The sequence below is a fragment of the Eilatimonas milleporae genome, from assembly GCF_003688555.1.
Taxonomy (GTDB): Bacteria; Pseudomonadota; Alphaproteobacteria; order Sphingomonadales; family Kordiimonadaceae; genus Eilatimonas; species Eilatimonas milleporae.
Genome location: NZ_REFR01000009.1, coordinates 570,690 through 584,088 on the forward strand (window position 1 = coordinate 570,690; position 13,399 = coordinate 584,088).

The 13,399-nt window shown below is 63.3% G+C and carries 12 protein-coding genes; 2 read left to right on the plus strand and 10 right to left on the minus strand.

Annotated elements, in window-relative coordinates:
• Positions 1-13: 13 nt before the first annotated feature.
• A complete protein-coding gene (locus tag BXY39_RS03310; protein WP_211332050.1) occupies positions 14-2,272 on the minus strand; it encodes a xanthine dehydrogenase family protein molybdopterin-binding subunit in 2,259 nt (752 codons plus the stop codon).
• An 11-nt stretch (positions 2,273-2,283) separates the two neighbouring features.
• Positions 2,284-2,772 (minus strand): (2Fe-2S)-binding protein, encoded by a 489-nt coding sequence (locus BXY39_RS03315; protein ID WP_121937388.1) that lies wholly within the window; start codon positions 2,770-2,772, stop codon positions 2,284-2,286.
• 226 nt (positions 2,773-2,998) lie between these two features.
• Between BXY39_RS03315 and BXY39_RS03320 the strand changes: the two genes are divergently transcribed.
• Positions 2,999-3,469, plus strand: coding sequence for a DM13 domain-containing protein (locus BXY39_RS03320; RefSeq protein WP_121937389.1), 471 nt, complete (start codon positions 2,999-3,001; stop codon positions 3,467-3,469).
• A gap of 71 nt (positions 3,470-3,540) precedes the next feature.
• Here the strand turns inward: BXY39_RS03320 and yaaA are convergent, their stop codons facing one another.
• The 8 genes from yaaA to BXY39_RS19280 form a co-directional block, all read right to left on the minus strand.
• Positions 3,541-4,314 carry a peroxide stress protein YaaA gene (yaaA, locus tag BXY39_RS03325; RefSeq protein WP_121937720.1) on the minus strand — a complete coding sequence of 258 codons (774 nt, stop codon included), beginning with the start codon at positions 4,312-4,314 and terminating at the stop codon, positions 3,541-3,543.
• A 25-nt stretch (positions 4,315-4,339) separates the two neighbouring features.
• Positions 4,340-5,620 carry an MFS transporter gene (locus tag BXY39_RS03330; protein ID WP_121937390.1) on the minus strand — a complete coding sequence of 427 codons (1,281 nt, stop codon included), beginning with the start codon at positions 5,618-5,620 and terminating at the stop codon, positions 4,340-4,342.
• Between the two features lie 222 nt (positions 5,621-5,842).
• Complete coding sequence (locus BXY39_RS03335) at positions 5,843-6,382, minus strand: nuclear transport factor 2 family protein (RefSeq protein ID WP_147453452.1); 540 nt, start codon at positions 6,380-6,382, stop codon at positions 5,843-5,845.
• A gap of 8 nt (positions 6,383-6,390) precedes the next feature.
• Positions 6,391-8,568 carry a polyhydroxyalkanoate depolymerase gene (gene phaZ / locus BXY39_RS19450; RefSeq protein ID WP_211332051.1) on the minus strand — a complete coding sequence of 726 codons (2,178 nt, stop codon included), beginning with the start codon at positions 8,566-8,568 and terminating at the stop codon, positions 6,391-6,393.
• 402 nt (positions 8,569-8,970) lie between these two features.
• Entirely contained in the window at positions 8,971-10,575 is a 1,605-nt protein-coding gene (locus BXY39_RS03345) for a sensor histidine kinase (RefSeq protein WP_147453453.1), read from the minus strand.
• Positions 10,576-10,733: 158 nt separating this feature from the next.
• Entirely contained in the window at positions 10,734-11,153 is a 420-nt protein-coding gene (locus BXY39_RS03350; RefSeq protein WP_121937393.1) for a VOC family protein, read from the minus strand.
• Positions 11,150-11,647 (minus strand): GAF domain-containing protein, encoded by a 498-nt coding sequence (locus BXY39_RS03355; protein WP_121937394.1) that lies wholly within the window; start codon positions 11,645-11,647, stop codon positions 11,150-11,152. Before BXY39_RS03355 ends, BXY39_RS03350 begins: the two co-directional genes overlap by 4 nt.
• A gap of 2 nt (positions 11,648-11,649) precedes the next feature.
• The gene (locus tag BXY39_RS19280) at positions 11,650-12,159 is read right to left on the minus strand and encodes a GNAT family N-acetyltransferase (protein WP_170163590.1); all 510 of its coding nucleotides are present in this window, start codon (positions 12,157-12,159) and stop codon (positions 11,650-11,652) included.
• A gap of 317 nt (positions 12,160-12,476) precedes the next feature.
• Between BXY39_RS19280 and BXY39_RS03365 the strand changes: the two genes are divergently transcribed.
• Positions 12,477-13,355, plus strand: a complete 879-nt coding sequence (locus BXY39_RS03365; RefSeq protein WP_121937395.1) for a CHAD domain-containing protein — start codon at positions 12,477-12,479, stop codon at positions 13,353-13,355.
• The last annotated feature ends 44 nt before the right edge of the window (positions 13,356-13,399 follow it).

Here is a 13,399-nt window from a genome sequence, read left to right on the forward strand (position 1 = left end):
TATCGGGCAGGACTCAGGCGATCAGCTGATCCGCGATGGGCAGACGGCGCAGGCGCTTGCCGGTCGCGGCGAAAATGGCATTGGCCAGTGCCGGCGCAACCGGTGGCACACCGGGTTCGCCGACGCCGCCGGGGACGGCATCGACATCCATGATCGCCACCTCCGTCACCGGGGTTTCATCAATGCGGCAAACCGGATACCCGTCATAATTCCCCTGGACGATCCGCCCCTTTTCCGCCGTGATCTGGCCGTGTCTGGCAATCGACAGGCCGAAGATAACGGCGCCTTCCATCTGTGCCTTCACACGGTCGGGGTTGACGGCAAGGCCGCAGTCTATCGCCATCCAGGCCCTGGGCACACGCAACAATCCGCCCTCGTCCACCGCAACCTCCAGCGCGCAGGCGACATAGGAGACAAAGCTGCGGTGCACGGCGATGCCGATCCCGCGCCCCGGTCCCGGATCGCGACCGAAACCGGACATGTCGGCCACTTTTTTCAGCACCGCCTTCAACCGTCCGGTGTCCAGCGGGTGACGCTCCAGCGTTTCACCGTAATTGCTGTAGGTACCGCCATCGTCGGACGGATCGAACCGCCGGTCACTGCCGATCAGGTCCAGCCATGTATCCACGGTGGATTGTCCCCTGGCATGGGCGACTTCATCCACCATCGATCCGACGGCAAAGGCCTGCTGGATATTGGCGACGGACCGCAGCCAGCCGATCCGCACATGGGCCGGGGCCTTGCCCGTTTCCACCCGCACGCTCGGCACATCAAAAGGCATGTCGAGCAGGCCCAGGCTCAGCTCGAAATCGCCGGGCGCGTCCGCGCCGTTCTGAAAGGTCGCACCGATGGAAGGATAGGCCGCCTTGTGGCGCCACCCGGTCACGCGTTTGTCGGTGTCCATGGCAACGGTGACACGCTGGGCCGCGATGGTATGGTAAAAACCGTGGCGGATATCGTCCTCACGGGTCCACACCATTTTCACCGGCCGGCCGGCGGCTTTCGCCAGAATGGCCGCTTCCGCCGCGAAATCGGGCTTGGACTTGCGTCCGAAGGCCCCGCCCAGCAACGCGGAATGCGCCCGGACCTGCCCCGGCTCGATCCCGGTCAGTGCGGCAACCGTCTGCTGTACGGTCTGCGGATCCTGCGCGTGGGTCCAGATATCCACCGTGCCGTCGTCAGCCCAGTCGGCCGTGGCCGCCGGCGGTTCCATCGGGGCATGCACCAGATGGGGTACGAAATAGTCGCCGGTCAAAACCGTGTCGGCACCGGCCTCCGCCTCATCCACATTGCCGCGGTTGAGGTGGCTTTTGCCGTCGCCATCGATGGACGCCCAAAGCTGTTTTTCATACGCCGCCGTGTCATAGGCCGCGTTCGGGCCATCCTCGAACGTGGCGGCCAGGGCATCGCGGCCTTTCATCGCGGCCCATGTATTGGTGGCCAGAACCGCCACCCCGCCAAGAGGCTTGAACGCCGCCGGCAGGCTCAGGGCGGGCAGTTCCACCACATCCACCACACCGTTCACCGCTTTGGCCGCATCGGCGTCATAACCGGTGATGCGCCCGCCGACGACCGGGGGCCGCACGGCCACGGCATACAACATACCGTCCCGCCGGATATCCTGGCCGAACACCGCCGTCCCGGTGATGATACCCTTCATGTCCAGGATCGGCACCGGCTTGCCCACATAGCGCCACTGGTCTTTCGACTTGAACGTCAGCGCGTCTTTTTCCGGGACCGGCTGGTCCACCGCCAGCGCCACCAGTTCGCCGAAATCGGCCGCACGGCCGCTCGCCGGGTGGACGATGCGGTGATTGTCCGCTTTCACCGATGCGGGATCGACCCCCCACTTGGCCGCCGCCGCCCGTTCCAGCATCAACCGCGCGGTCGCGCCGGCCTCGCGGAAAATATCGTAGAATTTACGGATCGAGGTGGACCCGTCCGTATTCTGGTCGCCGTATTTGGCATCGCCCAGCGCCTGATGAAAGGCACAGCGCGACCAGTCGGCGTCCAGTTCATCGGCGATGATCATCGGCAGGCCGGTTCGGCTGCCCTGCCCCATTTCCACCCGGTGAATGGTGATGTGCACCGTGCCGTCACCGTCAATCGCCAGATAGACGGAATTTTCCAGCTGCCCCGCCCTGCCCGTGGCCTCGGCCCGAAACCCTTTCGAGACGATCGGCGCGGACAGCAGAAACCCGGCAGCGCCAAGGCCTTTCAGAACGCCGCGCCGCGAGGCTTCGACAGCCGTCAGTTTGGTCATCAGTGTCATGGTCGCCTCCCTCATGCCCTGGCCGCGTCGGCCGTGGACGCGGATCCGGTGCCGGCAACGGACCGGATCGCCGCCTTGATCCGCTGATAGGTGCCGCAGCGGCAGATATTGCCCCACATCGCCTCATCAATGTCCGCGTCACTCGGGTTCGGGTTTTCGGTCAGCAAAACCGCCGCCTGCATGATCTGTCCGGCCTGGCAATAGCCGCATTGGGGGACATTATGCTCGGCCCAGGCCTGTTGCAGCGCGTGCAGCGTTTCCCCGTCCGCCAGCCCTTCGATCGTGGTGATACTGCTGCCGTCCTGAATGTCGTCCAGGCGCGTCTGGCACGACCTGAGGGCCTCGCCGTCCACATGGATGGTGCAGGCACCGCACAGTCCCGCCCCGCAGCCGAACTTGGTCCCCGTCAGGCCGGCAATATCGCGCAGATACCACAAAACCGGCATATCGCCGTCCCCGTCCAGCTCGACGGATCGGCCGTTCAAGGTCACCTTGGTCATAAAATCTCTCCCCTGACGTGAAGGCCGAGTATAGCAAAGACCCGCAACCGCGCCAGAGGGACCGCAATCACGGCTGCGCGACCGCCCTGCGCGTTGCACTGTCGGCCCGCCGCCCGGCACCATGGGGGATAACGGTCCTGTGCCGGCATCGTGTCTTGCCCGTGAGGATAGCCCTCTGCCAGAAACACCCGGTATTTCACGCCAACACCCCTGATGGAGACCGGTCATGCGTTCCCTGCTGTCCCTGATCGCCAGCGCGACCCTCATTCTGTTGACCCTTCAGGCGGCCCCGCCCGCCCTGATACCGTCGGCCCTGATCCCGTCGGCCATGGCGCAGGAGCCATCGGCCGAGGCCGCAACGCTTCTGCATGGCGGAACCTGGGTCAAGAAATCGAAGCACATCCGGGGTCAGTGGAAAATCGTTGAAGAAGACGGCAGGAAGATCATCGTCCTCGGTGACGATTTCCGCACCTCCTCGGCACCGGACCTGAAGATTTTTCTCTCCCCGCTGGACATCGCCGACCTGAAAAACCGCAATGCCATCGATGGTGCGCGCTTTATCAGCCCTCTGGCCTCGGCGCGGGGGGCCCAGCGTTATGAAATTCCGGCGGATGTGGACCTTTCCGCCTTCAAGGCGATCATCATCCACTGCGAGGCCTACACAAAGCTCTGGGGCGGCAGCAACCTGTCCGACTAGCGCGATCCCTCGCGTGCCCGACGCTGCCGAACCACGCAGCGTAGCAACACCGTCGAACCCAGAGCAGGCCGTCAGGGCTGAGGCCGCGAGAACACCCATGTATCATCGGTGGACGCGGCCGGGTCATAGGCATACCCGGCCACATCGAACGCTTTCAGGGCCTCCGGGTCATCCAGACGGTTGTCAATGGCATAGCGGGTCATCAGTCCCCGCGCCTTTTTCGCCAGGAAGGAAATCACCCGCGCGCGACCATCCCTGACCTCCTTGAAGGTGGGCGTGATCACGCGGGCCTTCAGCCTTTTGGGGCGCACCGCCTTGAAATATTCATTGGACGCCAGATTGACGAGCACGGGCTCCGCCTCGCCGGCGAGGTCCGCGTTCAGCAGGTCGCTGATCCGGTCACCCCAGAAACCGTAAAGGTCGCCGGCCGTCTCAGTGGACAGTTTGATCCCCATTTCAAGCCGGTAGGCCTGCATCAGGTCCAGCGGTCTCAGAACACCGTAAAGCCCTGACAGAATGCGGATGTGGCTGTCGGCAAAAGCACGGTCATCCGCCGACAGGCTTGGCGCATCCAGCCCCTGATAAACATCGCCCTTGAAGGCATCGATGGCCGGGCGGGCGTTGGCCGGGGTGAACGGCGTCTCAAAATCCCTGAAACGGCGGACATTCAGCTCCGCCAGCGCATCCGATATACCCATCAGGGCTTTCAGGTCGCCGGCCTTCAGCGTGCGGGCCCGCGCCACCAGCGTTTTTGCATCGCCCATCAGGCGCGGCTCACGGGTATCCGTCGCCAGGGATTCACTGTCAAAATCCAGTTTTTTCGCAGGACTGAGAACGATCAGCATCGGCGTTTTCTCCTTGATCGACGGATCACTTTCCAGTGGCGGCGCGCCCCGCCGGCCCGGTGTGCGGACTGTCCGCGGTACCACCGCGCCGGTGCGCGGCATACCACAGCGTGACAAGCGCCGACACACTCAGCAGTGCAAAGGTGACGCTGTTCAGCGCCTGCCATCCGAGATAGCGCAGCACGACGCCGGAGGCAAATGAGGCCAACGCCGACAGGCCGAAAACAATCAGCTCGTTCACCCCCTGTATCCTGCCCCGTTCCGAAGGCCGCAATATCTGCACCAGCAGCGCCGTCCCCCCGACAAAACAGAAATTCCACGCAATACCCAGCGCCACCAGCGCCAGGGAAAAATTCAAAATCTGGACATCGTTCAGCGCCGTCAGGAACGCAACGGCAAAAAGCACCTGCCCGGCCAGCAGCATGGGCACCAGCCCGACCCGGCTGATCAGCATGCCGGTAAACAGGCTTGGCAGATACATGGCCACCACATGGCCCTGTATGACATGGCTGCCCGTCACCGCATCGAACCCGCACACCTCCATCGCCAGCGGGGTCGCGGTCATCACGAAGCTCATCATCGCATAGCCCAGCCCCGCATTGAGAACAGCCGCCCAGAAAGCCGGCATGCGCGCAAAATCCCCCAGTCCGCGCGGCGGGTCGCCGGCATCGCCCGGTGACTGGACGGTCTTGTCGCTGTCGCCGACAGGCGCCCGGCCGGCGGTTCCCTCAGGGGCCGGCGGTCGTGGACGCGCCGGCAGCAGGGCGATGGGGGCCTGCACGAAAAAGGTGACGGCGGCGATGAAGACAAACGCCCCCATGAAGGCATGCGGCAGGAACAGATCGTTCAGCGACCCGACGGTGTTGGGCACGATTATCGCCGCCAGCAAACCGCCCAGCAAAACGAGGGAAATCGCCCTCGGCGCCTTGTCCTCGGGCACGCTTTCGGCTGCCATGTAACGATAATACTGGGCACTGGCCAGATAGGGTCCGATCAGCAGCATCGACGCCGTCAGCCACCAGAAATCGCCGGCCTCGATCGCCATGGCGGCGGAAACGGCACCGAGCAGGCCGCATGCGGCACCAAGACGAAAGCCGGCGACACGGCCGTACCGCGCCATGTAAAGCGACATGGGCGCCGTCGCCACCGCGTTGGAGACGATGGACATGGACACGGGCAATGTCGCCAGTGCCGCGTCCCCGGCCAGTGTCTTGCCCGCCAGCGCGGCAAAACTGACCACCGTCATACTGGCGGCGATCATACCGGCCTGCGCCAGGATCAGCAGAAATATGGTCCGTGGCTGCATCGAAGCACACTATCCCAAAAACACGATATGGCTCCTGTGTAAGGATTTACACGAAACTGGCAAGGGCGATACGCACACGCGGGGCCGATTGACGCACCGGATCGGCCGCGAAAGTACAGACCATCGCTTCCGGAAAACCGCACATCACCGGAAACGCGTCACAGAGATCAGAGGTATCGGGATCAGGGCTGGCAGGGACCAGAGGTGTCAGGAGCAAAAGCCTCAGGGGTCGGGATTGAACGTCGCGCAGTCACCGGCATGGGGGGTGTCAATCCCGTGCACGATGCGCCAGCCGGCGTCCGTTTCATTCAGGATGAAATGATTGACGCCGCACGTCGCCAGCTCGCCATTGAAATACAGCTTGAACGGCGCCCAGACACTGGCCAGCGGTCCGAAACGGTCAACCCGCACGTTGAAAATCCGTTCGTCCGCCGCACCGGCATCCTGCCTGTCGACCCAATTGGCCCAGGTCTCGAAACTGCCCGCGCGGCGACGGCCGTCCGCCATCACCCGGTTCAGGCTGGCCCCCTCCATGACGAGGGGCCGCACCGCCGCGCCGTCCCCTGCCCGCATGGCATCGAACAGGGCCGTGACAACGGCCAGCGGACCATCCGTCCCGCCCGCATCACCGCCTTGGCCCACATCGGCCGCCCCGTCCTTAGCAGACGCGTCCCCAGCAGACCCGTCCCCAGCAGACCCGTCCGATGCGGCCGGGGTCGGCAGGCCGGCCGCCGCGATGCACAGCATCCCGGCGGCAATCACACACCGCATCATTCAGCGGCTTTCGGCTTTGTCGCTGTTGCGGCTGGTCTGGCTGCGGCTGGCTTGGCTGCGGCTGGCGCCGATGTCGCCTTTGCCGGGGCCGCCTTTGCCGAGGTTGTCTGAGCCTGCGTGGCTTTTGCCGGGGCAGCGGCCTCGGGCTTTGCCTTCGGGTCCTGGGCTTGCGGCTTCTTCGCGGCCGGTGCAGCCGGTTTTGCCGTGGACGGCGCACCGGCACTGCCTGCTTTGGACGGCGATGCCGTTTTCGCCGCAGTCGCTCTGGCCGGCGCCTTGGGCGTTGCGGCCGCCTTCGGTGCAACGGCTTTAGGGGCGGCTTTGGGCGCGGCATTTGTCCCGGATGCCTGTGTTACAGGCGTTTTTTTCGCGGATGCCGTTGCCGCGGGTGTCTTGCCGGTCGCTGTGGACGAAACCGCCTTCGGGGTTGTCTGCACCGTTTTGGCCTTGGGCGCGGCGGCCGTCTTGGCAGCTGTCCCGGTCTTGGCCGTCGCCTTGGGGCTGGCGGCGGGTTTGGGCTGTGTCTGCGCCCCGGACTCCGTCGCAGCCGGTTTGGGGGCCGCCGTTTTGCGCACGGCCGGCTTGCGGGTCGCTGTCTTGGGGGCCGTTGTCTTAGGAGCGGCTGTTTCGGACGTCGTGGTTTTCACGGCCTGACGGGCCGCCGGTTTTGCGGCGGCTTTCGGTGCGGGCTTCACAGCCGCGCTTGCAGCCGATGCCGACACTGTCGGCGTGGCTGCCTTTGCCGTCGTACCTTTACGCGGCGCGGCGGCCTTGCGTGCTGTGGTCGCGGTGGACTTGGCCACCGTTTTCGTCGCCGGGGTGGCCGCCTTGGGCGTCACCGACTTGGGTGTCGCGGCTGTCGCGGCCTTGGCAGTGACGGCAGGCTTGGCGGCTGGCTTGGCGGTGGATTTGGCAGCGGGCTTGGCCGATGCCTTGGGCGTCCGGGCGAGTGCGCGGTCATGCGCGCGGATGAAATCCCGCACCTTGGGCTGGATAACGGTCCGCCAGCGGCGTCCGTTGAAGATACCGTAATGCCCCACCTGCGGCGCCTGGAAATACTGTTTCCTGTCATCCGACAGATTGGTTGAAATATCGAGGGACGCCTTGGTCTGACCCAGACCCGAAATATCGTCCAGTTCCCCTTCAACCGCCAGCAGGGCCGTGGTCTTCAGGTTTTCCGGGTTGATATGACGGTCGCGGGAATACCAGTCACTCTCGGGCAGGGCGTGGCGCTGAAACACCGTCTCGATGGTCTGCAGATAAAACTCAGCGGTCATGTCCATGACCGAGCGGTATTCCTCGTAAAATCCCTTGGTCTTGTCGGCGCTTTCACCGTCGCCGACGATCAGATGCTCGAACAGTTCCTGGTGCTTGCTGACATGGTCGCCCAGATTCATGGTCATGAAACCGGCCAGTTGCAGGAAACCGGGATAAACCTTGCGCATGAACCCCTTGTTGGGCAACGGCACCACGGTAATGACCGTTTCCTCGAACCAGTGCAGCGGGCGCTTGGTGGCCAGCTGATTGACCTCGGTCGGATTGATGCGGGTATCGATGGGGCCGCCCATCAGGGTCATGCTCGGCGGGGTGCAGGGATGCTGTTCCGCCTCCATCAGGCTGACGGCACCGTAAACCGGAACGGCCGGCTGGCAGACGGCCATGACATGCGTGTTCGGTCCCAGTTCCTCAAGCCAGCCGATCAGGTAATCGATATAATCGTCCAGATCGAAACTGCCGTCGACAATGGGGATATCCCGGGCATCCCGCCAGTCGGTGATATAGACATCATGCTCGGGCAGCATGGCCTCGACCGTCCCGCGCAGCAGCGTGGAGAAATGGCCTGACATCGGCGCCACGATCAGAACGCGGGGGTCCTTGCGGTGGGTCATGCGCTTGAAATGCCGCAACTGGCCAAACGGCCTGCGGCTGACGACTTGTTCCTCGACCGCCACCGGCTTGCCGTCGATCAGGGTTTCATGCAGTCCGAACTTCGGCTTGCCGTAACGCCGGGTCAGCTGCTCGACCATGTCGAAGCTGGCCGCCGCCAGCTTGCCGACGGGCGTACGCGAAACCGGATTATAGGGGTGGCTGAAAACCTGCTGCCCCTGATCAGCGATAAAACGCAGCGGCGCGAAGGCGGCATGCTGCAATTCATAAAGCGTATAGAGCATCATCGCTGGTATCTCCTAAAATTCATGCCGGAACTCCATGCCGTCAAAAGCAGGTCGGATACCGGTAAAGGCAATTTGTGTTGCACTGCACAATTTCCACCAAACTATCCTTTTCCGCACGGCTTCGCAACCGGCGTGAGGCAAAACATTAAAAACCGGTGGAAAAATGACAAAAAGTCCCGCCACATGAAGGGACCATCGGTGACGACTCCGGGCCACGGCGACCCAGGGGACATATTTTATCAAAAAGGCAACGCCCGAATAATGGCCGCCATGCATCGAACAGTGTCGACATATGGCGCGACCATCACACCGGAGCGGATGATACGCACCGGCGCGGGCTGCATGGATATGCATGGCAGCACGCCAGTATTGCCGGGTATCCGGTCTTTTGGGAGCGGGCGCCTATATCACGCGGGCATTGTCCGGATAGGCGGTCTCGGCATCCCCGACGCCGACCCGTGACGGCGGAAAATAAATGATGAAGCTGGTGCCTTCATCGACGGTGCTTTCCAGTTCGATCCGGCCGCCATGGCTGTCGACAAACGCCTTCACCAGCGCCAGTCCCAGCCCGGTGCCCTCATGGCTGCGACTGTGCGCCGAGGCCGAGCGCATGAAAGGCGAGAAAACCAGCGCCTGCTCGTCCGGCGGGATACCGATCCCCCTGTCGCTGACGGCCAGCCGCATGCCGCCCTCATCCGTCAGTGCCGCCGAAACCGTGACATTGCCGCGCCCCGTCGGCGTGAATTTGACGGCATTGGACAACAGGTTCAGCACCGTCTGTTTAATACGCAACCGATCGCCGTAAAGAGCCGGCAGATTGTCGGCCACATCCACGTCGACGGTAAAGCCCTTGGCCTGTGCCTGACCGCTGATAAGGGCCTTGGCCTCATGACACAGACGCGCCACATCGACCCATTCCTCTTCCAGGCTCAATTCCCCGGCCTCGATCTTGGCCAGATCCAGCACCTCGCCCAGGACATCGGACAGATGCTGGCTGGACGACCGGATATCCTGAAGGTATTCCCGGTATTTGTTATGCCCGATGGGACCGAAAAGCTGCTCATCCATGATGGATGAAAACCCGATGATCGCATTCAGCGGCGTGCGCAGCTCATGGCTGACATTGGCCAGAAACACGCTTTTGGCGCGGTTGGCGGCCTCGGCCTCTTCCTTGGTCGCGATCAGTTCCATGGTGGTTTTCTTGGTCCGGGCCACTTCTTGTTCCAGTTCCCAGGACCGGCGGCGCAGCGCCTCCTCGGATGAGCTGAGCGCCCGGTTGGTCGAGCGCAGATTGTCCAGAAGCACCTGCACCGCATCGAAGGCCAGATTGATCTGTCCCACCAACAGGCCCAGTTCATCACGCTCATGGCGGCGCAGCGGGGAAATACGCTGCTCGCCGGGGTGTTCGGGATTGATGCGCGATACCTTGTCGACGATCTGGCCGAGCGGTTTGGTGATCCCCCGGTAAAAGGCGAAATACAGCAACATCACCAGAAGCAGATTGCGCACGAACCCGGATACGAAAATCGTCACCGCGCGGGAAAAGAACGGCTGAAGACCCAGCGCCCGGTCCACGATCACCCGCAGTACGCCGGGCTGTTCCGCCATGCTTGGCGGCAATTGCAGCGGAAACTCGTAAACCAGCATGTCGTTGAAAATCAGCCGCGCATAGCTGGACCCGAAATCGGCGCCCGCCATATCCCGCGCGCTGGATGCCAGAACCGAGCCGTTGTCATCCAGAATCATCGCCTCGGCCACATAATCATATTCCAAAAGGCCCGAGACAACTTCCTGCGCCAGGTCGGAGTCCAGAATCAGAACCGCCCGCGTGGCGGCGTTTTCCGCCACTTGCAGGCTTTTTCGCACCTTCACGTCCAGAAGGTCCACTTCCTCGCGGTAATCAAGATACACCTGTCCCGCCGACAGCAGCATGCCCACGGCAAAGGCGATGATGACAGCCGTCACCGCCATCTTGAACGAAACGCGATTGGACCAACTGAGTTTCACGTAACCACGCCCCTTGCCCACCAGGTTGCGGAAAAATCCTCAATCGCCAAAGAAGAAAACCGTGAAGATACCCGCAAGGCCGTTCTTCATCCTAGCATTGATCGCTGCACATAAAAACTTGGTAACAGTTTTATCACCGGCGATATTGGCATTTTGCTTCACCACTCACCCACATTGGGCATGGAGGACCATGGCTCCGCCGGTGCCAATGCTTCACCGCGCTGCAGCAATTCAATGGAAATATTGTCGGGACTGCGGACAAAGGCCATGCGCCCGTCGCGCGGCGGCCTGTTGATGGTCACGCCTTTGTCCATAAGATGCTGACATGTCTTGTAAATATCATCGACCGCATAGGCGATGTGGCCGAAATTCCGACCGCCCGTGTATGCTTCCGGGTCCCAGTTATGGGTCAGTTCGACCTGGGCGTCCTCGTCACCGGGGGCTGCCAGATACACCAGGGTAAACCGCCCTTGCGGATACTCCGTGCGTTTGACTTCCCTGAGGCCGAGGGCATCGCGGTAAAATGCCATCGATGCGTCCAGGTCCGTCACCCGGACCATGGTGTGAAGATATTTCATACGCCTTTCCCTCCAAAAACATCGCCCAGAAGCGCCTCCAGCTGCCGGGCGTCTTCCGCGTCAAAACTGCCGGTCCGCGCCGAATCCACATCGAAAACGGCAATCAGCCGCCCGCTGGCGTCCCGCACCGGTACGACGATTTCCGACCGGCTGCGGTGGTCGCAGGCAATATGGTTTTCAATCGCCAGCACATCCTCGACAATCTGCGTGCGGCCGGTTTCCGCCGCCGTCCCGCAGACCCCCCGGCCAAACGGAATGCGCAGGCATCCCATGGTGCCCTGATAGGGGCCGACAACCAGTTCGCGCGGTCGCTCCGGGTCCACCACGTAAAACCCGGTCCAGTAATACCGGTCCGGAAAGGCCTGCGCCAACAGACACGACACCGTCGCCATGCGGGCCGTCACATTCGGCTCGCCCGCCAACACCGCCATGATCTCCCCGCGCACGGCGGCATAGGCCGCCGTCTTTTCCGTCACGCTGTCTCCGTCCGCCATGATTATCCGCCCTGTTCCTGAAAATGCATCGCCGCGTCCGCCAGACGGGACAGGTCCGCCCCGTCGGTCCTGAAATACCGGATGCCCGTCTTTTCGATGGCACCGAGACGGTCGTAAAACCCCAGTGCCTGATCATTGTCGTCAAGCGCCGACCATTCCATCGCCGCGCAGCCGCGCCGCACCGCCTCGCGCGCCAGCGCCGCCATAAATCCGGTACCCAGGCCATGTCCACGCACATTTTGGTGAACGAAAATATCATCGATATAAAGCAGCCGTGCACCGGTGAAACTGGCGAATTTCACCCCGAACAGGGCATAGCCGACCGGCGCGCCGACTCTGCGGGCGATCAGGCCATGGGCAATCGCCAGCGGCCCGAACAGCAGGTCCGTCAGAGCCTCAGCCCCCACCGTCGCCGCGTCGGGGCGCCCTTCATGGGCGGCCAGCGCCCGGATCAGGTCAACAATGGCCCCGACATCGCCCTCGGCGACATCCGTGATTGCAATGTCCGTCATGGTGTCTGCCCGAGTTAATGCCCGAATTACCGCCCGAATTACAACCCGTGCAAGCCGGCGTTCAATGACCCTATACAGCCCCTTAGTTGCATCGTTAAGTGGTTCTGAACAGCTATTCTTCAATCCGGATACGGCAAATATTCCGCACCGGGGCCCCTGCCGTCCCCTTCGGTATCCGCCCGACAGACCGCCCGGCATCTGGAAGACAGTCTCCACCGGTCCTATATAAGTCCTTGATATATGACGGTCCGTCTCCCTGTCGGCACGGACAGTGCCGGCGGCTGGCCGAAACGGACAGGACACAGGCCGGGATACACATGCCCAAACCATATCATGACGGTTTTCCGCGCTCCGCCCGCCTTGGTGACAGGGCGGTCCGACAGGCACGCCGGGCGGCCGCATTGTGCCGGCCGCCCTACCCGGACATGGACAGCCGTATCCACGACAGCCGCAAAAGGGCGAAAAAACTGCGCAGTCTTCTGCGCATGGCGGCCCCGGCCCGCCCCGGCGCCGTCCGGCAGAGCGACAGGCGGATTGCCGCCGCCGCCAGGGATCTGGGCAAAACCCGCGACAGCGCCGCCCGGCTGGAATGCCTCGACCGCCTGATCGCATGCACCGACGCCCCAGAGGACAAGGCGGACTTGCGCCTGCTACGCGGTATCCTGGCGGACAGGACCCGGGGCCACGCCCATGCGGTGGACGGTGCCCGGGCGCTTAAGGGGTTTCGCCGCGCCATGGAACGGACGGAAAAAGCCCTGCGCGCATGGCCCTCGGACGCCTTCGGCCCCGGCACGGTCCGCCGTGGGCTGCTGGCCGGATACCGCGACGCGCGCACCGCGTGGAAACAGGCGCGCGCCGCACCGGATGCGGACCATCTGCATGACTGGCGCAAGGCCCTGCAAACGCACCGGCACCAGATGCGGCTTCTGGCGCCGGCGCCCGGCACACGGCACGCGCGCCGCTGCGACCGCCTGGACGGGCTTGCCGACCTGCTCGGCGACGATCACGATCTGGCCATGCTGGAGGACTATATCCACCGGGACAGGACCGCCCTGCCGCGACGCGCCGTGTCGGCCGCCGTGCGGGCGTCCCGGCACCAGTCCGCCCGCCTGCGCGCCGAAGCCTTCGCCGTGGGGGAAACATTGTTCCGGCGCAAGCCGAAAGCCTTCCTCCGGCGGTTGACCGCAAGCCTGTAATTGACGTGGTTGTTATACAGTTATAACAATTTCACCGGAACAAG